A 22,969-nucleotide genomic window follows, 5' to 3' on the forward strand; every position below is an offset into this window, starting at 1 on the left:
GGTTTAAGAATTGCTATTACTTTTTATCCCACCATACCCTGGTATTCAAATCATTAGGCCCCTGCCGAGTGTTGGCATCATTCACATTCTGCAAGTTCACGACGATCTCACTATCGGGGTACGGCATGCGGCGGATAAAGTCCTCCTTGATCTCGGAACCGGGATACGGGTTCTTTTTCAGCGCCGGGAAGCCGCTTCTGCGGAAATTGGCCCAGGATTCGTTGCCGTCCAGGAAGGTCGCCACCCAGTATTGCGTGTTAATCTGCTCCAAAGCCTTGGCGGCATCCAGCGGATGCGCTTTCAGGTACGCCAGAATAGCATCCTCCTTGATCGCCGCGCTCGGGTCGTAGAGCGCCATTTGTTCCAGGTTGGCTCGGATTCCTTTGGCATAATAATCGGCTGCTTCGCCCGTCACCCACCCGCGCACGGCCGCTTCCGCGAGCAGGAGCTGCACTTGCGCGTAGGTAATGTGAAATTCCGGCGCATCGAGCTTCAAAACGGTCGTCAGGTTAATCTGGGTAAAATCCCACAGGCTTACTACGCCATTTTCCGCCAGTACGCCGCTGATCGTCACGTCGTTATACCCCATTGGCATTCCGATTTGCACTTTCGGATCGGATGAAGCGCGTGCCGGAGTCTGTTCCGGACCGCCTTTCGCGCCTACGTACCTGACCGCGAACACGGGCAAGCGGGGATCATTGTTTTCTTTGAGATAATTCACAAATGGCGCTGCGAGGTAGAAATTGGTCTTTTCGCGCGCCGCCAGGTGGTTGGCAATGAAGTTATTATAAAGCGAAGTGTGCCGGATGACCGAGTTATCGGTGTTGTTTTCAAAAAGGCCACCTGCTACCGCTTTTGCCACATAGGCTTTGGCGGTCGTCGGATCTACTTTCGAGAGGCGCATCCCTGCACGGAGCATGAGCGAATACCCCAGCTTTTTCCAGCGCGCCACATTGCCGCCATAGAGAATATCGGTCGTTACAGGAGCCTGCGACGCGTCGAGCGCACCGGCAGCTTCTTCCAGCTCTTTGAGAATATCCTTGTAAATAGCCTCCTGCGGATCATATTTCGGGCGGATTTCCTCGCTGATGTAACCTTTCCCCGCATCGAAATACGGTACGTCGCCGTAGGTGTCCGTCAGGATCATGAATGCGTAGGCCTTCCAAATCCTGGCGGCGTGGTAGATATTTGCATTCAACGGATCTCCCTTCGTTTGCTCGGTAACGGCTACCAGCTGCTTGATCACGTTCCTGTAAAAATTAACCCAAACCAGCGGCGAATTGGAGTTGTTGAGCTGGTTGTAATTGCCTCCCGACAATGAGCTTCCATAGGGGGTAATCACCTGCTGCACAATACCAAAGTTGTAGCAGAGCATGCCGAGCGTCGACACGCCGTCGAGGTAAGTGGTGGCAATGATCGCCTTGTTCAGGATCAGCGAAGGAGCCAGGGAAGTCGGGTCGACCTTGTTGGTATTGATCTCGTCAAATCCTTCATCGCAACCGGTGATGAACGTCAGCGACAGGGCGAGCGCCAGCATATATTTGAATGTAGCTTTCATGGGTTCGGCGGTTAGAATTTTACATTGAGGTTGAAACCAATGCTGCGGGTCGGCGGCAAGCCGGGCCAGAAATCAAGGCCGGTAGCATTATCCGACGAGTTCAGCACCTCTTCCGGGTCCATATTCTCCGTCCATTTCTTGATCACCAGCACATTGTTAGCGACGGCGCTTAATCGCAGGCCCTTCACAAATGCTTTTTCCGGCAGCAGTTTGCCCAGGTCATATCCCAATGTGAGCTGACGCAGTTTCCAGAAGCCCGCATTCTGTACAAAATCCTCATTGATCCCGAGCGGGTTAATCGATTCGTAGAACGGCTGCACGGCAGCCTTGGTCTGGTTCACCTCACCGTCCGGGTTCACGCCGTTCCCGATCACATAGCCTTCTGCGCGGCCTGGTAATGTGCGTTTCGACAGCCCGTGGCGCATGTAATTGATGTTCCGCCCGGCGATCATTTTATGGCCCAGTTTGAAATCCACCAGTGCCGAAAGCATAATGCCTTTGTAATTAAAAGTGTTTGTGATACCGCCGAAATACCTGGGCAATGCATTGCCAACGTTCATCAATGTATTGTTTCTCAAAGGCATACCGCTGTTTTTGTCGAACACCTGCCTGCCTTGCGCATCGCGCAGGTACGTGAACGTGTAGAGCTGGCCGAGCGGCTTGCCTACCACCATGTTGAGGGTCCGCCCGCCGCCACCGCCGACGGTAATCACGGTATCTTTCTCGGCCAGGCCCAGTTTCAGCACTTTGGAGGTGTTATAGGACACATTGAAACTCACGTCCCAGGTAAAGTCCTTGGTTTTCACCGGAGAGCCCGTCAGTAATAGCTCGATACCCTTGTTCATGCTCCGGCCGACATTGATCAGCTGCGCGGTGTAGGAAGAAGCGTCGGAAATCTGCGCCGCAAGAATCTGATCATCAGTGGTTTTGTGGTAGTATGTTAAATCAAACCCGAGCAGGTTGTTGAACAACTTCATTTCCAGACCTGCCTCGGCTTCCTTAATGCGGAGCGGGCGCAGGTTTTTGTTCGGAACGATAGACGCGTTGACGCCGCCCACCGGCACAGCCTGGCCCGACGGGTTCGGGAACGAGTTGTTATCCACCGCATAATACAATGCATTGGAATACGGGTTCACGTTGTCGGAACCCACCTGCGCGTAAGCCGCACGCAGCTTGCCGAACGAAATCCAGGCCGGCAGGTTCGGGAAGGCCTGCGAGAAGATAAAACTACCGGTCACCGACGGGTAAAGGATGCTGCGGTTCTGAGGCGCGAGTGTTGAGAACCAGTCATTTCGGGCTGTTACGTTCAAGTAGATAAACTCTTTCCAGGAAATGGTGGCAGCACCGTAAAGTGAGTTGATCTTCTTCTCCGAAAGCTGGTAAAGCGGGTTTTTAACCCGACCATTCATGACCGTGTACAAGCCGGGCTGAACGAAATCCTGCACGGTAACGCTGTTGTAGTCCATCCGAGCATAACGCTGGTTGCCGCCGAGGGTCACATCCAGCCCGAGGTTGCCGAAGGTACGATTGCCGCCAAGGATAAAGTCGAAGTTACGCTCGGTATTACGGCGCACATCCTGTGTAAATGAACCGTTTACGTAACCCACCGGCGCTTTGGCGATCGGTGCGTAGCCATTGGGAATGTTGTAGTCCTGGTTGCGAACGTAAAAGTCCTGGGCGCCGCGAAGTTGCAGGTAAAGCCAGTCGGTAAACTGGTATTTCAAGGCCACATTGCCGAAAAGGCGGTCACGGGAAATGTTCTCGAAATGATGACTGAGCGAGTAATAAGGGTTATTGCGCACGAGAAACCGTGAAAACACAAATTCGTCGCCATTCGGCAAGGTCTGATTTTGCTTCAATGCGTCGAAAGGCATGGAGTTGGCCAGGGTGAAAATGACCGTCGAAGTAGCAAAGTCCTGGGTATCGATCTGCGGCGGATTGGTATTCTTTTCTTTGGAATAATTGATGTTGCCAAAAGCCGTGAGCCTTTTCGAGATGTTTTGCGTAAAACCCAGGTTTACCACTTTCCGGTTGAACTTGTTGTTCTCGACAATACCCCGGTTATCGCTATTGGCCAGCGACAAACTGAAACCGCCGTTCGGGCCATTGTTGGAAACGGTGATTGTGTTGGTCATATTCGTCCCGGTGCGGTAAAATTGCTTCACACGGCCGCGTACGGGCTCGTAAGGCCAGGTCTCATTATCGAAAAGTATTTGCGTCATGCCCGGCTCGAACTTCTCCCCGAAGCTCCATACACCCGACGTCGGATTAGCCGTCGTGGGACGTTTTCCTCCTTCACCCTGGCCGTATTCGTATTGAAAATCAGTAAAATCCAGCGGCGTATCGGTCGTGAAGTTGATATTGTAATCGAGGCCGATGCCTTTTCCCGTGCCCCGGTTTTTGGTCGTAATCATCACCACACCATCCTTTGCCCGCGAGCCGTAAAGCGCTGCGGCAGTGGCGCCTTTGAGCACGGTCATCGACTCGATATCGTCCGGGTTAATGCTCGAAAGACCGTCGCCGCCGTCGGAACTATTCGCAGCGCGAGAGCCGTAATCCCCGCCACCGGCGAAGTTGGAGTTATCGATCGGCACGCCGTTCACGACAATGAGCGGGTTGTTCTGCCCGCTGAACGACGATTGCCCGCGGATACGGATCTTGGCTGTCCCACCCGGCCCCGTCGATAATGAAGTGATATTCACACCTGCCATTTTACCCTGTAACGAGCTCATTACGTTGGGGGTACGGTTCGTCGAAATCTGATCCGAATTGACTGTCGCCGTAGCATAACCGAGTGTTTTGGCCTCCCGTTTAATACCCAGCGCGGTTACCACGAACTCATCGAGGTTCCTCGATTCCTGCATTAGTTGCACATCGATCACCGACCGCGCACCAACTGCGATGGTTTGACTTACATAACCTATAAAAGAGAAAACGAGCGTCGCATTGGCTGGGGCATCCAGGGCATATTTGCCGTCGGCATCGGTAACAGTACCTTGCGAAGTGCCTCCGATCAGGATATTCACACCGGGTAAAGGCTCCTTATTCTCGCCGGTGACGGTGCCGGCAACCCGGCCTGCCTGGGCAAAAACCGGGCTGCTACACAGTGTCGCGAGCAGCACGATCATCGTAAAACATTTCTTCATCACATCTAATAGGGTCAAAATTCAGGGTGAATAGGAACTATGCAAAACGTACGCGAAAACCGTAATTGCTTACGGACACGAGGGCCAGGAATAGTACAGGCAAAAAAAATAACGGGCACGGCCAGAAAGTCCGAACGTTAATATATATACGTAATCAAAAAGAGTCCGTTCTGCGGCTGACATAACGCCGTCGACGCAGCTCATGCCTCCACGGCACCGAATACAAGCTATGCTGAACTACAATTTTCTTGTTTAAACGATTAAGCAAATTGTCAAACAAAATCTCGAATGGTACTGTCTTAGTCAGGTTGTTCTGTGATGGTATCGGGTACTTAAACGGCTAACCGGAACTGTGTCGGGTCGCAAGAGGAAATATTAAATACGTCTGTCTTTAATATCTGATATCAATCTACCAATAAGGAAATAATGTGTCCAAATGTAGATTTAATCGATTAAACAACAAAATTTCAAAGCAAATATTTTAACATTTTTTCTAAAAATAAGCACATAACCTGTTTTCATTACCTCCAACGCATTGCACAGCCACGATGTATTTCAGATAATGATTCGCCCGCTTTGCGTAAATGCGGGTTGCTTCCGGGCCGCAGACCGTTAGATTTACCCCGAAATCCTCCTTATGGTTTTCCGATCATCCATCCTGTCATGACTTTTTTGAAACGTATGTTGGAACAATCCAGGCTCCCGCTGTCTGTCGGGCAGTTCTGGTGGTACTCCTTCTGCTATTGGGGCATTTTCGCGGTAATAACGTTCGGTCAGCTTATGATGCTGTGGCTTTTGAAGGAAGGGGTGGTGATGCAGCCTCACGAAATGTTTATATGGCTGCTCGACGGCCTGTTCTGGTGGTCCACCAGCCCGCTTGTGCTGTACGCCGCCATCAAAGTACCGATCGCATTCAAGGTCCGCGAAAGTTCTTCGATTTTCAAACCGATCCTTCTCCATCTGGCGATCGTTACATTTCTCAATATTTTCATCAACATCCTGCACTATTATATTACCAATCCGCTCATGTACCGCGCTGTCGGGAAATCGGTGCCGCTGGAAAACTATCTGTTCTCGTTCTTTATCGGCTACACCGCGAGTTTTGGTCAATACCTGCTGCTGGTGGTGGGTTTCAATAAGGTGTCCTACATTTACCGCTACCAGGAACTAAAACAGCAGAATTTCGAAACCGAGCTGCACAACGAGCAGCTCCGTGGCCAACTGGCGAATGCGCAGCTGCAATCGCTCAAAATGCAGCTCAATCCGCATTTCCTTTTCAATACATTGCATAGTGTGGTGAGTCTGATGGTTAAAAACGATATCCGCAAAGCCACGCTCATGATCACCACACTGAGCGACCTGCTGCGCGCCGTGCTCGTGAACCAGTCGGCCGATTTCATTCCCTTGCAGGAGGAACTCAAACTCACCCGGCAATACCTCGACATCCAGCAAATCCGCTTTCAGGACCGTCTGAAAGTCGAATACCACATCGATCCGGCGTCGGAACTTTACCCGGTGCCCCAGCTCATCCTGCAACCGATCGTAGAAAACTCCATTACCCACGGTATTTCCGATGTGACCACCAACGCGCTCATCCGCATTGCCAGCACCGTAAACGCTTCGGGCATGCAGGTGACGGTTTACGACAACGGCATCGGCGGCGCGTCAAAGAAACCGTCAAAAGGCATGGGACTGGGCTTAAAAAACACACGACTACGGCTGCAACAAGCCTACGGCGCAAACGCCCGGCTGGAATTTGACCAGCCGGTGGGTGGAGGGACATCGGTAACGCTCTTCTTTGACCGCCGACCGCCGACGGCGGATGGCTGATGGGAATTAGAAATCTCTTCTTGTCGGAAGAGGCGATGAAGCCAGGTTGCCCCCCGGGGCTCGTCGGGCTGTTTTAGTTTTCGCCTTGACATTCAAAATCTAATCGGCGGTCCGTCGTCCGTGGTCGGCGGTCAACCAATAACAAACACCCCAAAAGAAACTATGAAATACCGCTGCCTGATCATCGACGATGAAATGCTGGCCAGGGACGTAATCAGGACATTTGTACAGCATGATCATTCCATTGAAATCACCGACGAGGCCGCCAATGGTCCGGAAGCGGTGGTGAAAATATTGCAACACAGGCCCGACGTCATTTTTCTGGACATCCAAATGCCCGAGCTCGACGGTTTTGAAGTGCTGCGCGAAGTATGGCCGCATCACCAGCCATTCGTCGTGTTCACCACAGCATTCGATCAGTATGCATTGCGCGCATTCGAGGTGAATGCGATCGATTACCTGCTCAAACCCTTCGACGAGATCCGCTTCCACCAGTCGCTCGGGCGGCTGAAAGAGCGGCTTAGCCAAAAATCCCAGCCGCGGATCGAAGAACTGGTAAACAGCCTCCTGCGCGACCAGAAGGAAAAAGAGGAAAACTTCCTGCAACGGCTGCTGGTGAAAGAGGCCGGCAAAATGTACCTGGTCAAAACGGACGATATCACGCACTTCTCCGCCGACGGCAATTACATATCCGTTTACACGGCTCAAAAGAAGGTTTACACAGTTTACGAAAGCCTGGGCAGCCTCGAAAACCGCCTCGATCCGGCGGTTATGATCCGGGTGGGACGTTCGAACATCGTGAATATGAATTTCATTTCAGAGCTCGAAACCTACTTCAACGGCGAGTATATCATCCATTTATCCACCGGTGAAAAAGTGAAATGGACTCGTGGTTATCGCGATAATATCAAAGCTTTCATCACCAAAATGGGTTAGCCAGCCGATACGGTTCACGATTTGAAATGCACGCTTTACATAGTAAAAAGTCCAGATCAGACATTTTTCGTACCCATTTCAACGATTTAGAGTACAAATTTGTCAGACAAGATAGCTTGCAGCTTTGGGCGGACAGCTTCGGGCAGACAGCTTCGGGCGGACAGCCTCGGGCGGCAGCTATCCCCGACATTCAACCGTAATTAAATCCGTTAGCCATGCTCTTCAAATCTTCTACCAACCTAACCTCAGCGGTATCGGCCGCGCTTCATAATAATAAGGGGCAACGCCAGGCCATTTTCATCGTCGCGTTTGTAGCGGCGCTCATTCTCTGGAAATTGTTTACGGGCCTTGCCGCTGCCAACCACGCGGATGCATGTACCTCTACTGCCGAGACCTCCACCAGCGACCAGAAAATGGCCGGTATGAAATGGAGCTACGATGAACTGGCCCACAAGCTCATCATCGAAAACACCGACCTGGCCTATACTGAAATCGGCGAAGGGTTCACAAAAGGAATTGGCCGGGCCCTCAACAAGGTTACCCGGCAAGGTGTTGCCCGCCAGAATTCCGGCAAGCGGGTGCTGGTTAATTTGTGACCCGCACCACGAGCTTACCCGACACATGCCCTCGCTCCATTTTTTCGTGTGCCTGAGCGAGGTCATGCCAATCATAAATCTTTGAAACGTGCGGCCGCAACTGCCCGCATTCCACCATTTCTACCAGCTTTTGCAATACTTGCCCCTGGCGGTTCTCCTCGTGGGCTGCATTCTGGCGGCCGGCGATCCGGCCGCCGGATCGCCGGTCGCCGGATCGCCGGTCGCCCATAAACTGGTAGCTTAATGTGATGTTCTTCAACAGCAGCTGGTACCCTTGCTGCTCGTCCACTGCAACCGGCAGTATGGTGCAGATATGGCCGTTGGGCGAAACGTAATCGAGGCTGCGGGAAAAGCATTCTCCTCCGGCATTATCCATGATCAAACCCGCTCCCCGGCCTTTGGTAATATCCATCACGGCACCGGCGATGTCGGCTTCACGGTAGTTGAGCACATGGTCGGCGCCCAGTTCATTGGCGCAATAGGCGAGGGATTCGGGGCGGCTGGCGGTGGTAATGATCCTGCACCCTGTGTTTTTAGCAAGCTGAATGGCCAGGTGCCCTACCCCGCCCGCACCGGCGTGTATCACGACCCAGTCGCCCGACCTGATCCGCAACCGATCGAACAACGCCTCGTATGCGGTAATCCCCACCAACGGGATGGCTGCTGCTGTCGCATCTGCAAGCGTGCCCGCCCATGTGCACGAGCGATGATCGATCGCCACATATTCTGCATTGGCACCGTTGCGAAAGGGTGTCGGCGAACCGATTACCCGATCGCCGATTTCAAAACCCGTCACATCCCGTCCTTTTTCGACGACCACGCCGCAAACATCAAAGCCGAGCGTAAGCGGGAAATTCCGGGGAACGGATGCCTTGTTCCGAATCCGGCAATCGAGCGGGTTAATACTGGTTGTCAATACTTTTACAATAAGGTCGTACTCCGTCGGCACCGGATCGGCCACCTGCTGCATCTCGAACACCTTAGCCGCCGGCCCGTGGGCGGTAATTACATTTGCTTTCATAGATCTGACTTTTGAGCAAATGTCGGGACAACAAACCGGGCGTACTTGCGCGGAAGGGAGCGCTATTTGCGCGAACGGGAGTTTTTGAATATCATGGGCCTAACCTTGTATTTTCTCAAAAAAGCATTTGAAAAGGCGGCGGCGCTTTCGTATCCGCACTGCAAGGCGATGGCCGAAACATCCAGACTTGTATCCAAAAGTAATTTTGCGCCGCGTTCGAGACGAAGGTCACATTGATATTGGAAAACAGAAGTGCGCAGTTGCTCACGGAAAAGCTGTTTAAGACGAAAACTGTTGGTACCTGCCAGCTTCGAAAGCTCAGCGATCGTCAGATAACGTTCGGCCTGGTGAATATGCCAGACGGCCTCTTCCAGAATGGCTTCCCCGCGGGCGTGCGGAAGGCGCGAAAGCGAGAGCGACGCGAGGTTAAAAAGCTGCTCGCTCATGAGCTTTTCCTGGAACAGGTTGAGTAATCCCTGATTTTCACGCGAGATGTTTTTGAGCTGCAAAAATGCCCGGGTGACTTCGGCAGACAAACTCATAACCTGTAATGCTCTCTCGAACACAGCAGGCGCATCGCGTTGCAGCATCGCCACATGCGTGTCGGAGAGATGCATGTGAATCACTTTAAAAGCCGTGTTGGCTGGTAATACGGCCTGATACGGCTCCCGCTCGGTGCGGTAAAACAGCGCCTGCCCCGTCCGGAAACCGTATTCCTGCGAGTGCTTCGGCACGGATCTCGATTCACCAGCAATGCAAAGCACCATTTTGTAAAAACTAGCTGCATAGCTGACATTTAACGTATGAGCCGCATTGGTCTGAAAATCAAACCAATGCACACCTTGCATTGAAGTACCTTCGGACTGCTCGTAATGGCTGTAAAGCGGCCGGCCTATAATAACCGGGGCGGGTTTCCCGGGAAAAAGCGGTTCATTCTGATAGGAAATCCTCATGATCACTCACATTTCGATTCCTGCAAAATAAAAAACGCTCCCGAAAAACCCGCCCCGCGAGTTATTAATAGGCTGCTTCCAGCTCGGCTTCTTCCACGATAGCCTTTGACTCAACCTTAGGCGGCAACAGCTTGTACATCACCGGCGTCACCAGACGCGACAGCAACGTAGAGCTGATCAACCCGCCGATCAGTACCAATGCCAGCGGTGAATACAAGGCGCTGTATTCGATCACGAGCGGCAGCAACCCGCCGATCGCCGTCATGGAAGTGAGCAATATCGGTACGAAACGGATTTCACCGGCCTCGATAATCGCTTCTTCTATGCTCTTGCCCTGCTCACGGAGCTGGTTGGTGAAGTCGACGACCAGCAATGAGTTCTTCACTTCAATACCAACCAATGCAATAAAACCAATAGTTGCCGTAAATGACAGCGTTTCGCCTGTCAGGAAGAGCATTGCAAGCCCGCCCACAATACCCAGCGGGATCACCGACAAGACGATCAGGATGCTTTTGAAAGTTTTGAATTCCAATATCAATACACCCAGGAAACCGAAAACGGTGATGAGTATGATCAATCCCAATCCGCCGAAACTCTCCTCCTGGCTCTCTTTCTCACCGGCCACTTTAAAATGCTGGCCTTTTTCGAATTTAAACTGGTTGAGCTTCGCCGTAATGTCGTCGTTCATTTTCTGGACATTGTACCCCGGTTTGGTAAATGCCGAAACAGTCACGTAGCGGTCCTTATCGTAATGCCGGATCTGGTTCGGTGAGCTTTCCATTTCGATGGTCGCAATGTTTTTCAAAGGAATACTCGCACCCGATGCCGAGGTAACATACAGTTTATCAAAAACACTGTAATCTTGAATGGCTGCATTACGCGGCACCGACACATTGATATTGTAACTATCCGCCTTGCCTACATCTTCGCGGAAAGTGGCCACGTTCAGCCCGGCAGCCCCCAGCCGCACCGTACGATCGATGTCGGCCGAGGAAATGCCCAGCGTTCCGGCTTTCTGTTTGTTGATGTTGATGCGTAGGTCGGTCGGTTGTACCAGCAACGGGTTGTTGACGTAAATGGTACCTTCGGTTTTAGTAAGCAGGTCGGCGACGCGGAAGGCGGTTTTGCGCAAGTCTTCCAGGTTTTCACCATAAATACGATAGGCCAGCGGCGCCTCGATCAACGGGCCTTGTTCAAAGTCTTTGACCTTGATTTCAGCGCCGGGATAGCGTTCCAGCTTTTTGCGCAGCTTTTCAATCACCTCCACCTTTTCCTCGGTTTCCAATCCTTCTACCTGCACAAAAATCTCGGCAAAATTCTCGCTCTCATTCCGCTGCACTACATTATAATACACCCGTGGATTTCCCTTGCCCACGTTGGTCGAGAAGGAAGTAATGAGCGGTTCCTGTTTGAGAACACCTTCTACGTAGCGGGCTATCTCGTTGGTTTTCTTTAAATTAGTCCCTTGTGGCGTTTCAATATCGATCAGGAACATAGGCTTCTCCGATTTCGGGAAAAGGCTGTTGCCAATGAGCGGCACCAGTGCCAGCGAGCCGGCGAATATCAAACCGGCAATGGCCAATGTCGTTTTAGGCCAATGCAATGCGCGGTCGAGCACGCTGCCGTAAGTTTTGTGAATGCCTTTTTTCATGCCACGTAGGAGCCAGTTGCCATCTTCCGAAGCATGGGGTTTCAATATCACGCTCGACAGGAACGGCACCACGGTAAGCGATACGAGCATCGAGGCAAATACGGTCGTGATCACCGACATCGGCAGACTGCGGATAAAATCGCCCGCACCCTCGGGCAGGAACACCAGCGGGAGGAATGCGAAGATCAGCAGGATCGTACAACCCACCACGGCGAGACCTATTTGCGACGACGCCTGAATGGCTGCCTGCACCTTGCCATAGCCCATCCGCAAGTACCGCTCGATGTTTTCGACGACCACAATGCTGTCGTCCACCAGGATACCCAAAGCCACGATCATCCCCACAATGCTGAGCTGGTTGATATTGTACCCGAGCAGATTCATCATCGTAAGGCCGATCGCCAGCGAAAGCGGGATCGAGATCATCACCACCAGCGACGCCCTTGTGCCGAGCGGCAGCAATGTGAGCAATACCAGCAATATGGCTATTCCAAAATCGCGGGCAAAATGCGACAGCCGGGTATCTACACTACTAGCCTGGTCAAAAACCTTGATCATCTCAATGTTCGAAGGTAGGTCTTTCTGAAACTCCGCTACCACCGGCTCCACCTGATCGCGCACGGATATGATGTTCTCGCCCTCCTTCTGGCTCACGTTCACAAAGCTGCACCGGAAGCCGTTCAGGCGGGTAATGTGCGTTTCGTCTTCGTAGCCCATTTTCACGTCGGCCACGTCTTTGAGGTACACGATCTTGCCATCCGAACGCGACACCACCGTATTGGCCACTTCATCGAGCGTGCGGTAACTGCCGCTTGTCTTGATATTCAGCTTTTTGGTGGCCATGCTGATGCTCCCGCCGGGAATGTTCACGCCCTCGCTCTGCAATGCACCCACAATCTGGTCCTGGGTCAGCCGCTGCTGGGCGATCTTCTGCAAGTTCAGGCTCACTTTCACCTGTGGTTCGGGAATGCCCGAGTACTCCACTTTTTTAAGCGTTTTGATCTTTTCCAGGCGCTCCTTGAAGTCCTTCGAATACTTCTTCATTTGCGCGTAGGTCGCGTTCTCGCTGATGAGCGCGTACTGGTAAATGCTGACGTCGGATGGTATCTGTTTGTTGATGCGGATGTCGGCAATGTCGGCCGGGAGCTGCGAGCGCAATGCATTGATCTCGCGCACTACTTCCTGGTATTTATCGTCGGGATTGGAGCTGTATTTGTAAATCACCTGCATCACGGCCAGGCCGTCGCGGATGTCGGTGATAATGTGCTTCATATCATCGAGTTCGTTGATCTTCTTCTCCATCGGATCCACCACCAGCTGCTCCATATCTTTCGGATTAGCGCCGGGGTACACCACCACCACGGTAAATTGCGGCGGATGAATATCGGGGTCCTCGCTTCGGGGCATGGTGAAGAGCGAGTAGAGCCCCAACGCCAGCACACCCAGGAATACTACCAGCGTAAACTGGTAATTCTTGACTGCAAATTCAGGTAATTTCATGGTCTTTGCGGTTGAAAACGGGTTACTGAACTACTTTAATCACCGATCCTTCGGCCAGATAGGCCGATCCTTCGCGGATTACCCGCGCACCCGCGTCTATACCTGCGAGGATAAATGCCTTATCGCCATCGAGGAATGCGATTTTCACGCGCTTCTTCTGCGCCTTATTGCCTTCGGCCACAAACACGAATGCGCTGTCATTTTCCCCTTCGATCAACGCGTCCACGGGGACAGACACCATGCTGGTTTTTTCTTTCGGATAGATGTGGACTTTGGCAAAAAGGCCGCTGGCAAGCTTGGTAGCCGCCTTATCAAGCGTGATTTCAGCCTGGTAAAGCCCCGAAACCGGGTCGCTCACCTGCGCGAGGGTCTTCACATGGCCCGTGAAGGTCTGGGAATAGGCATCGAAATTGATTTCCGCTTTCTCGCCGCCTTTCAGCCGCGCCCAATCCTTGTCGGTGAGCCCGCATTTCACGACCCAGTCGCTGCTGCTGGTGCTGCTGATATGCAGCACGGGCGTACCGCCTTGCACCTGCTCACCGGCGTTCTGTAATTTCTGCATCACTACGCCGTCGGCAATGGAGAAAATTTTGGTTTGGGACAAGTTAAATTTGACGATGTCGAGCTGTTTCTCGGCCAGTACCAACGCAGTTTGGGTGTTTTCCAACTGTTCCTTCGTCGCCACGCTGTCGCGGTAGAGGTTCTGTACGCGGCGGGCGTCTCGCTGGGCTTTCAGGAAGTTTTCCTCGGCCTGACCCATTTGCGCGGCAATTTCGGTCGTGTTAAGTGTCGCCAAAAGCTGCCCTCTGCGCACCTTGTCGCCTTCTTTCACCATAATATCCTTGATAATCCCTCCTATCTTGAACGATAACCGGGCTTCATTTTCGGAACCCAGCAAGCCGGATGTTTCCACGGCCTGCGCCTGGGTCAATGCGGCGGAGCTGATGATTTTCACAGGAATGGTATCGTCGGTTTGCTCCGGCTTCTTTTCTTCCTTGCAAGCGGCGGTCAGGAGCGCGGCTGCGAGCACGTAGGCGTATATGATGGGATGTGTTGTAGCTTTCATGTCATTTTTAGTTTGAGAATAAGTAGCTCGCCCGGGCCCGCTCCAATTCGGCAGCACGGGTCTGGACATTCAAATAGGAAATACTTTGTTGAAGCTGGTCGTTGATCAGCCGGTTCTGGGCGTCAAGCAATTCGATGTAGAGCAGCTGGCCCTCCCGGTAGAGTTTCTGCTGATCCTGATAATATTGCTGTGATAATGCAGTCTGGCTTTTGGTAGCACGGTAAGTAAGCACTGCCGACTGAAAAGTATTAGCGGCTGTTTTGTTTTGTAATTGAAGCTGCTGTTCTACCTGACTGATCTGCTCGCCGGTAGCCTTCTGCTCCAATTCGGCTTGTTTCACTTTGTATTGCGTGCGGTTGTTGGCAAACACACGCCAATCGAGCGTCACACCGAAGAGGTAATAGCGGGTATCCCGGTTGAAATTCACAAAATCACCCTGCGAACCCAGGTCGATGAATGTCGATAGCTTCGGCAATGCGCCTGCCCGCGCCAACTGGCCGGATAATGCATTGATCCTGGAAAGCGATTCCAGCTTCGCCAGCTCTTCCCTCCTACCTGCCGCAGCCGTGTCCGCGAGCACCTCCGACTCACTCGGCGAACCTATTTCGAGGCTGGTTTCCAATGGATTATTCAGCAAAAAATTTAAATAAGCCTTCGCATTCACCGATTGATTCCTCGCATCCACCAGCCTCGCTTCCAGGCCTATCACCTCATTTTCAGAACGGGTAACCACCGTGCGGATCGCCTTATCGTTCTTTACCAATGCCTGGTTGAACCGCAAATTCTCTCGTGCCAGCGAAACGGCGCTTTCCAGGATACGAACAGCCTCGTCGGCCTGCTGGCAGGCATAGTAAGCCAGCTTGATCTCCTTCACTAACTCTCGCCTGTAAACGTCAACCTCAGCCTGCTGCAAATGAATCTGCTCCTTGCGGATCCTGGTGTTGTACGTGATTTCCGCATTGTAAAGCGGCAGGGAGGTCCGGAATTTGGCATCGTAATAGTTTCGTGGATTGAAGGTCTGGCTCACATTTTCCACTTTCGGGAATGCCGATGAGTTCGTGAGTTCGTTCAGTGAATTATATACGGGGTTCAGCAAATCACCGATCGGGATGCTGATTTTCCGTCCGCCGCGCGAGTCGAGATAAGAAGTACTGAAATTGACCTCAGGATAAAAGAACGTCCTGGCTTCTTTGAGCGCGAACAGGTTCCTTTCGAGGATAAAGCGCTGTTGTCTAAGCCCCTGGTTGTTATGCAGGGCGTGATCGATATAACCTTGCAAATGCGCATCCTGCCCTCGGACGGGTGCAAAAAGGCTCAGCAAAGGCACAAGAAGGCACTGCCAATGCCGGGGCATGGGTTTCAATAATCGCATCATTTTAAGTAATGTTTAGTTTATAAACAGTGTTTAGTGAATGGCAAAATTTTTTACGTTTTAAGATTAGCCATAAAAAGATCGAATGAGCTGTACAATACCTCGCGGGTCGTGTCATCGGGCAACATGAGAATGCACATGCGCTCGCGTACGTAAAGCGAAACCAATCCGTGCACGAACGACCAAACCATAATCGCCGTCACATGCAGGTCCGCCGGCCGGATCCTCTTTTGGTCGAGACATTCGGAAAGCGTCGTCAGCAAATATCCGAACGCACATTCCCCCGCCTTCCATTTTTCTTCATTCTTGATCTGTTCCATCGGCGCGCGCATGATAAACATCAGATCATAGTAATCAGGGTTTTCCAGGCCGAATTTGATGTACGTTCTGCCGATCGCCCTCAGCCTTTCAAATGGGTCGGCAATCCCGTCGTGCCGGCGTAAATGCTTGTCCAGAATATCGAATGCATTTTCATGAATTACATAAAAAATCTCATCTTTATCCTTGAAATACAGATAGATAGTAGCCGGACTATATTCAATATCATCGGCAATGCTGCGAATCGACGTCTTATCGTAGCCTTGCTTCAAAAACAGCTGAGTCGCCGATTCGATAATCAGGTTCCTCATTTCCTGCTTCTCCCGCTCTTTTCTCTCCTTAATCGCCATGCTTTTGTAATTACGATGTGAATATAATAAACACTGTTTAGTAAATGCAAGTTGTTTATTAAAATAAGGTAGGAATGGCGCAATTCTACCCATGAACGGGAGAAGAATATGTGGGCAATGCTATTTCCGTTTGAAACGGTCGTCGGTAAGGGCTTCGAGGAAAGCCACGATGTCGTCGACCTCGTTGTCGGAAAGGTTCAGCGCGCTGCCGAGCGACAGGTCGCGATTAATGGGATTGCGTACGAATTTATCAGGCGTGTTATAGTATTGAACTACCTCGCGCAGCGTTTTAAACATCGCATTGTGCATATAAGGAGCTGTAACAGCTACATTCCGCAGGCCGGGCACTTTGAACAAGCCAATATGCGAGCTGTCCCCGGTGACCTTAAAACGCCCGGGGTCATTCAGCTCCTTGCCATTAAACAGCCCGATGCTTTTGAACCGGTCGGCGGTAAAATCTTCGCCGGAATGGCAGGTGGCGCAGTTGGCTTTGCCTATGAACAGCATTCTGCCCCGCACGGCAGCAGCCGACATCGCATTGACGTCCCCGTCCAGATAGCGGTCATAGGGCGTATCGGTCGTTTCGAGCGTGCGTTCAAATGCCGCAATGGCGCTGAGCAGGTTTTTAGTATTTACCTCCGTTTTAAATACCTTTTGAAATGCGGCGCTGTAAAAATCATCCTTTTGAAGGCGCTCTACTGCCTGGTCCACGGGCAGGTCCATTTCGTCGTGTGTGGCGAGCGGGCCGAGCGCCTGCTCTTCGAGCGAAGCCGCACGGCCATCCCAAAAGAAGTCGGTACGGCCCGAAAGGTTCGTCAACGCCGGACTGTTGCGCGTCAGCCGCGTACCTTTATCACCGATACTGAATGCCGCCGTATCTGCGAAAGCGAACTGCGGAATATGACAGGAAGCACAGCTGATCGCCCGCCCGCGTGAGAGAATCGGGTCCGAAAACAGCTTTTCACCCAGTTCCTCCTTTGTGTTCAACTCCACTGATGCCTCGTTGGTTTGCAACGAAACGAATGCCAGCGAACCGCAGCAAAGCACGGCTGCCAGCCATTTTGTAATACCCATCTGAAACGTTGGATTTAAATCAATGCACTTCAAAAGATTCCTTGAAAGGCACGCAGAGGCCGTCCTCATTGGAACATAAGAGACCCTTGATCGTCCCTGAGACCTTGCCTCCCGCCTTGGCCACTCTGATCGTCTGCCGGAACTCGGCCTTGTCTGTGAAGTAGGTATAGGCCTTATCCCAGGTCGGATCCACGGCTTTGAGCGGCTTCACCGCCCGTATCTCGCCCACGAGCTGGTAGGCGTTGTTGGCGTTGAATGCAAATTCAGTGGGAAGCGGACCGATATCGCCCTTGAAATCAGACGAGTAGAGCTTCCAGTTTTTATTAATATCCGCGGAAAATACTATTTCTACCTGCTCGCCCGGTTTGGCCCCGGCTTTCGAAAAGCTCACTTTCCAGCGTGAAATATCTTTCAGATCCTGACCAAAAACGCTGCCCGCACAGCACAGTACGAGCATTAAAATTCTGTAAATCATGGGAATAAGATTTAGAGCATAAAATATTAAACAACTGCAAAGCATGTTGTGCCTTACCGGCCCGGCCTTGCAGTTGTCTCAAATCACCACGTACCTAGTTTGTTGAACTCACGATTTAGTTCAAGTATTTTGAGTTGCATATGGATACGATCGTTGCACGATAATGTTACGATGCGCAAGTCCATGGCATTGTTGTTACATGCCTGACGGCATTTTCGGGAACGCCGGTTTCCAGAATTGCTACCAATACTACATCGCTAACGCGATTTGGCGCCTTAACCACAAGTGCCGTCAGCCACGTAACATTGGTAGGAAACATTGGATTCTATCCGTTTCGACAATCCCGTAGGGATGCAACAACGTCCCGCGTGAGACGACAGCCCTATTTCGAGCTTTTGGTCGTACCGACCGCCGCCGAACTAACACCCGACGGCACCGGCTCGGAAATGAGCTCGTTGAGGTCTTTGTTCCATTTCGCTACGTAATCTTCGAAGTATTTGCCGGTGATCTCGCCGGTATAGCCGGTGTGGATCTGGCGCACTTCGCCTTTGCGGTCGATCAGGATCGTAGTCGGGAATGCCATCATGCGGTTGAGCGCGGGCAGCTTGTCGGATGCCACTTTCTTATCTGCAATGCCTCCGAACAGAATGTCATATTCGATGCCATATTTCTTTTTCAGCGTGCCAAGCGTGTATTTGGCATATTCGAGGTCGTCTTTCTGCTCGAAACCGATGGCGATCGCTTCCACGCCACGGTCTTTGTTGGCGCGGTACCACGGCGCGAGGAACGACGTTTGGTCGGTACAGTTAGGGCACCAGGTACCGATGATCTCCACGATCACCACCTTGCCCTTATACTTGTCGTCACTGAGCGAAACCTGCTTGCCGTCGAGGTCAGGCAATGTAAAATCGAGCTTTTTATAGCCCTCTTTCAAGTATGTCAGTTTATAAGGATCGGGCAATTCCGCCTTGTCGTTCTTGCTGCCTTCGAACTTGGTATTGTCATAAATCCCCGAGCTGATCACGCCGGTAATGCTGCCATCCTCGTTGATTTTGCCTTTATACACACGCGGGTTCGGGCCCGAGAAGTGCGAGAGTACAAATTCGTCGCCTTCCACCACGCCTTCGAGTTCGCGGCTATCCCCTACCGTCGACATTACCACGCCGGTGAGTTTGTTGCCCTCCTGTTTCAGAAGCGCCACGTTATCGGGCATTTTGGCTTTGCTGAAAACCTGCAAATCCCATTTGCCGGAGAGGTTATGTTTGGTAGGTTGCTCTTTGCCTTTCTCTACGAAACGGTAATTTTTACCATATTCAGCCGAGAATGGCAGCGCATTGCCCCGGAAGCCCGGCACGAGGCTGCGGTACTCGCCCGTAATTTTGCCATCTGTTTCTACTTTCGCCACGAGCGCGGCATCGTAGGTATTCATTTTCACGAAGATTGAGTCCCCGGCGAGCTTTGTCACCTTGAAATCGTCGCGGCGTGACCCGTTGAGCAAAGTCAGGATCGGGTGATCCTTGTCTTTGGCATTGTATTCGAAATTGAAGGGAATGTGCGTCTCGCTGATCACAAATTCGCCGCGCCATACGCCTTGCCTGGGTGCTTTGGCATCCGGACCGTCGCCCGCTAATGCTGCGCTGCCGAACAATGTGGCTCCTGCCAATGCCACGGCTTTCATCTGGTTGTTGATTTTCATACAACTGGAAATTTTTAGGTTTTTGAAAAATGAAGTACTCTGTTTGCGACCCGAGGCATTTTGCAGGATTGGCCCGGATCATCGGCGGGTCGGTGGTGGTTTGTGACCGGCCGTTGAATCATGCAGCAAATATAAAACGGCGATTTTAATTATCTACAATTTTCGTAGACTAAGTAGAATAAACTCGTTTTTCGTACCACCAAACTCCTACGCAGGTACCTATAATGCAGCCCGCGCATCTGGTGGCAATGTGCCCGATTTGTGTTTTTAAAATTTTGATAAACCGCGTCACGTGCCGTTACCTTTGTGGCGTCTTACAGTTACTACCTGCAAAGTAAATGTGGATTTATAGGTGAAGCCTTCTGCTGGTCGGCCGCCGTATTTCGGAAACTATAAATTTACAAATCATGTCAAAATCAGTCCCTTGCAAGCATTGCGTGCCGAAAAGCACTTGTACACACCATCGTTGTTGTCCGGCGGATATCTGGCGGAGTTAAGTATGTTTTTTTTAAATTCAATATAGTCTATAAACTCCGTAGATTAAATATAATAACACTTCATCCGACGGTGTGCGGAATGGCTACCGACGGGACTGCAGGCTCTCCGTCCAGCCATTCCTGCCATCGCCGGATCAGGTTTTCAACAGGTTTAAGATCCTATAAATACTTATGAAACATTTATTACTTTTTATACTTTTAATATCCACTCCCCTGCTGGCCCAGCAACGCACGCTCACAGGTGTGGTTCGCGCAGAAGACGGTGCACCGCTCCCGGGCGTGAACGTGGCCGTCAAAAACACGCGCCAGGGAACGATTACCGATACCGACGGCCGTTTCACGCTGGCGCTCGTCAAAGGTGAAACATTGGTATTTTCCTTCATCGGTTTCACTGCGAAAGAATTGCCCATTACCAGTTCCAACGAATACGATGTAACGCTGCTCGCCAGCACGCATACGCTCGGCGAGGTGCAGGTGGTAGGCTCGCGGAATGCTAACCGCACGAAGATCGATTCGCCGGTGCCGGTGGATATCATCGACTTAAAACCCTTGCAGGAATCAGCTCCGCAGGTCAGTATCACGCAGCTTTTACAATATGTTTCGCCGTCCTTCCACTCGGTAAACGGTACCAATGCCGGTGATGCAGGCTCCGCATTGAACCTTTCCCAACTGCGTGGATTGGGCGTGGACCAGTTGCTGGTGCTGGTCAACGGCAAACGCCGCCATAAGAGTTCCAATATCAACTGGGGCGGGCTGGGTAACGGGGCTACGGGTTACGACCTGAATGCCATCCCGACAGCAGCCATCGAGCGCGTAGAGATCCTGCGCGACGGTGCGGCGGCGCAATACGGCTCCGACGCCATTGCGGGTGTGATCAACATTGTACTCAACAAGAGCGTCGACCAGCTTACTTTGAGCTCCACGGCAAGCTCGCGCCGCCGCGGCGATGGCGTGACAACCCGTACCAATGCCAATTACGGCTTCGCATTGGGCAAAAGCGGCGGCTACCTCAATACCACAGCGGAGTTTGCCACCCAGGCGATTTCCATATTGCCCGGCCGGGACGATGCCGGTCTTTACCTCGGGCCTATCTACGGCGGGGGCGCTAATACCCGCAATTACGATGCTATCTATACGAAGGAGATCGACGAGGCCATTTTAACATCCCGCGGCATCGACCGCCACCATTTCGACCGTCGCGGGGGCGGTTCCAACAAAGCCAAGGATGCATTGCTGTTCTTCAACGCTGCCGTACCGATCCGCCAGAATGCTGAGCTTTACGCGTTCGGGGGCATCAGCCACCGCAACTCGCAGTTCACCGCCGTATACCGGCTCCCGGGCTGGACCGAACGCAACAACGCATTCCTCTACCCCGACGGCTTCCTGCCCGCGATGGAGAACATTATCACCGACAAGTCACTTGCCGTGGGCATTAAAGGCAAAATCCGTGACTGGGACGTCGATATTTCCAATGTGTATGGTAAAAACGATTTCGGGAATGTGATTACCAATTCGCTGAATGCAAGCCTGGGCCTGAAAACACCTACTACTTTCGATGCAGGCAGCTACAACGCGAGCCAGAATACCGGCAGCATCGATATCAGTCGCTATTTTCCAAAGGCGCTGAAAGGCATTAACGTCGCATTTGGGGCGCAGTACCGCGTGGAAACCTATCAGATCATCGCGGGGGAGGAAGCATCGTATTCCAAAGCCGATCTCCGGACTATTTACGGCCTCGACACCACGGCCACGGGCATTATTTATCAAACCAAAGAAGGCAGCATCGGCCTGAACGGATTGTCGCCCGGTTCGCAGATCCACGCAGGCTTCCGTCCTGAAAACGAGGTGAGCGTGAACCGCTCGATCCTGGCGGGTTATGCCGATATTGAAGCAAACATTACCAATAAATGGCTGCTTTCGGGCGCATTGCGGCTCGAAAGCTTCTCCCAGCTCCAAAATGTGACCACCTATAAAGTGGCAACGCGGTACAGCATTACCGACTGGCTGGGCATCCGCGCTTCGCACAACACGGGCTTTCGGGCTCCCGACCTGGCACAGTATTACTACACCGAAACGTCCACCAGTTTCCAGCAGGGCCGTGCCATCGACCAGGTAACCGCCTCCAACCAGAGCGCCGCGACGCGCGCGCTGGGCATTCCTACGCTCACACCCGAGAAATCGAAAGGCTATACGGCAGGGTTTACGTCCCAGCCATTCCGCAACTTCGAGCTCACAGCGGACGCTTATCTCGTGGATGTAAACAACCGCGTGGGCAATACAGGCAATTTCTCAGCCACAGATGTCAACCTGCCGAGCGAGGTACGCACTTTGTTCGTACAGACGGGCACTACCCAAGCCAAGTTCTTTTACAACTCGTTCAGCACGCGCACGAAGGGCCTCGAAATCACCGGAAGTTACCGTACGCCATTCCGCAGCGGTACATTAAGCCTGCTTTTAGGAGCCAATTTTGTTAAAAACGAGGTGACCAAAGTGAACACGCCGAAAGGCTTGGAAGCATACCGTTACATTATCTTCAACGACGGCGAAAAAGCGCGCGTGACCTCGCAGATTCCCGGCCAGAAAATTACGCTACAAGGTATTTTCAAGAAAAACCGCCTAACCTACCTCGCGCGCGCTGTCTATTTCGGCTCGGTTACCAACGCCTCGGCATTGAATGCGACTTTTCCTAAACCCGACTACTTCTACCAAAAACTGAAACCGATCTGGGTGGCGGATGTATCGGTATCCTACGCACTTTCCAGGTCGATTCAGGCTACACTAGGGGTCAACAACCTCTTCAATGAGCTGGGCGACTACTCCGACCCCAAATTGAGTGCATTGAACAACCCATCGGTCATCGGCATTCAGAACGGCAGTGCCGGTATCCAGCCATTCGTCCGTGTTACCGCAAAACTTTAATCCAAACCAGA

Annotated in this window: 15 protein-coding genes; 4 read left to right on the forward strand and 11 right to left on the reverse strand. The window is 52.1% G+C overall.

The window, feature by feature from the left end; genetic code table 11:
• Positions 1 to 16 precede the first annotated feature (16 nt).
• The gene (locus J2Y43_RS15350) at positions 17 to 1,558 is read right to left on the reverse strand and encodes a SusD/RagB family nutrient-binding outer membrane lipoprotein (protein WP_309984120.1); all 1,542 of its coding nucleotides are present in this window, start codon (positions 1,556 to 1,558) and stop codon (positions 17 to 19) included.
• A gap of 11 nt (positions 1,559 to 1,569) precedes the next feature.
• Positions 1,570 to 4,704: a SusC/RagA family TonB-linked outer membrane protein gene (locus tag J2Y43_RS15355; RefSeq protein ID WP_309984123.1), complete on the reverse strand. Its 3,135-nt coding sequence runs from the start codon at positions 4,702 to 4,704 to the stop codon at positions 1,570 to 1,572.
• Between the two features lie 663 nt (positions 4,705 to 5,367).
• Here J2Y43_RS15355 and J2Y43_RS15360 point away from each other — a divergent pair.
• From J2Y43_RS15360 to J2Y43_RS15370, 3 genes are all read left to right on the forward strand, one after another.
• Positions 5,368 to 6,534, forward strand: coding sequence for a histidine kinase (locus tag J2Y43_RS15360; RefSeq protein ID WP_309984125.1), 1,167 nt, complete (start codon positions 5,368 to 5,370; stop codon positions 6,532 to 6,534).
• Between the two features lie 162 nt (positions 6,535 to 6,696).
• On the forward strand, positions 6,697 to 7,470 hold the full coding sequence (locus J2Y43_RS15365; RefSeq protein WP_309984127.1) for a LytTR family DNA-binding domain-containing protein: 774 nt from the start codon (positions 6,697 to 6,699) through the stop codon (positions 7,468 to 7,470).
• A 215-nt stretch (positions 7,471 to 7,685) separates the two neighbouring features.
• Entirely contained in the window at positions 7,686 to 8,066 is a 381-nt protein-coding gene (locus J2Y43_RS15370; RefSeq protein ID WP_309984129.1) for a hypothetical protein, read from the forward strand.
• On the opposite strand, the gene J2Y43_RS15375 is transcribed toward J2Y43_RS15370, so the two are convergent.
• The 9 genes from J2Y43_RS15375 to J2Y43_RS15415 form a co-directional block, all read right to left on the reverse strand.
• Positions 8,056 to 9,087 carry a zinc-binding dehydrogenase gene (locus J2Y43_RS15375; protein ID WP_309984131.1) on the reverse strand — a complete coding sequence of 344 codons (1,032 nt, stop codon included), beginning with the start codon at positions 9,085 to 9,087 and terminating at the stop codon, positions 8,056 to 8,058. The two genes, J2Y43_RS15370 and J2Y43_RS15375, sit on opposite strands and share 11 nt — an antisense overlap.
• Before the next feature lie 62 nt (positions 9,088 to 9,149).
• Positions 9,150 to 10,040 carry an AraC family transcriptional regulator gene (locus tag J2Y43_RS15380; RefSeq protein WP_309984133.1) on the reverse strand — a complete coding sequence of 297 codons (891 nt, stop codon included), beginning with the start codon at positions 10,038 to 10,040 and terminating at the stop codon, positions 9,150 to 9,152.
• Positions 10,041 to 10,104: 64 nt separating this feature from the next.
• On the reverse strand, positions 10,105 to 13,191 hold the full coding sequence (locus J2Y43_RS15385; RefSeq protein ID WP_309984136.1) for an efflux RND transporter permease subunit: 3,087 nt from the start codon (positions 13,189 to 13,191) through the stop codon (positions 10,105 to 10,107).
• A gap of 22 nt (positions 13,192 to 13,213) precedes the next feature.
• The gene (locus J2Y43_RS15390) at positions 13,214 to 14,257 is read right to left on the reverse strand and encodes an efflux RND transporter periplasmic adaptor subunit (protein ID WP_309984138.1); all 1,044 of its coding nucleotides are present in this window, start codon (positions 14,255 to 14,257) and stop codon (positions 13,214 to 13,216) included.
• Between the two features lie 7 nt (positions 14,258 to 14,264).
• On the reverse strand, positions 14,265 to 15,632 hold the full coding sequence (locus J2Y43_RS15395; protein WP_309984140.1) for a TolC family protein: 1,368 nt from the start codon (positions 15,630 to 15,632) through the stop codon (positions 14,265 to 14,267).
• Positions 15,633 to 15,682: 50 nt separating this feature from the next.
• Entirely contained in the window at positions 15,683 to 16,297 is a 615-nt protein-coding gene (locus J2Y43_RS15400) for a TetR/AcrR family transcriptional regulator (protein ID WP_309984143.1), read from the reverse strand.
• A 120-nt stretch (positions 16,298 to 16,417) separates the two neighbouring features.
• Positions 16,418 to 17,371, reverse strand: a complete 954-nt coding sequence (locus tag J2Y43_RS15405; protein WP_309984145.1) for a cytochrome c peroxidase — start codon at positions 17,369 to 17,371, stop codon at positions 16,418 to 16,420.
• 19 nt (positions 17,372 to 17,390) lie between these two features.
• Positions 17,391 to 17,846 carry a protein-disulfide reductase DsbD domain-containing protein gene (locus tag J2Y43_RS15410; protein WP_309984147.1) on the reverse strand — a complete coding sequence of 152 codons (456 nt, stop codon included), beginning with the start codon at positions 17,844 to 17,846 and terminating at the stop codon, positions 17,391 to 17,393.
• Between the two features lie 382 nt (positions 17,847 to 18,228).
• Positions 18,229 to 19,542 (reverse strand): TlpA disulfide reductase family protein, encoded by a 1,314-nt coding sequence (locus J2Y43_RS15415; protein ID WP_309984149.1) that lies wholly within the window; start codon positions 19,540 to 19,542, stop codon positions 18,229 to 18,231.
• 668 nt (positions 19,543 to 20,210) lie between these two features.
• Here J2Y43_RS15415 and J2Y43_RS15420 point away from each other — a divergent pair.
• Positions 20,211 to 22,958, forward strand: a complete 2,748-nt coding sequence (locus tag J2Y43_RS15420; protein WP_309984151.1) for a TonB-dependent receptor — start codon at positions 20,211 to 20,213, stop codon at positions 22,956 to 22,958.
• The last annotated feature ends 11 nt before the right edge of the window (positions 22,959 to 22,969 follow it).

The sequence above is a fragment of the Dyadobacter sp. BE31 genome (genome assembly GCF_031457695.1).
In the GTDB taxonomy this organism is placed as follows: Bacteria; Bacteroidota; Bacteroidia; order Cytophagales; family Spirosomataceae; genus Dyadobacter.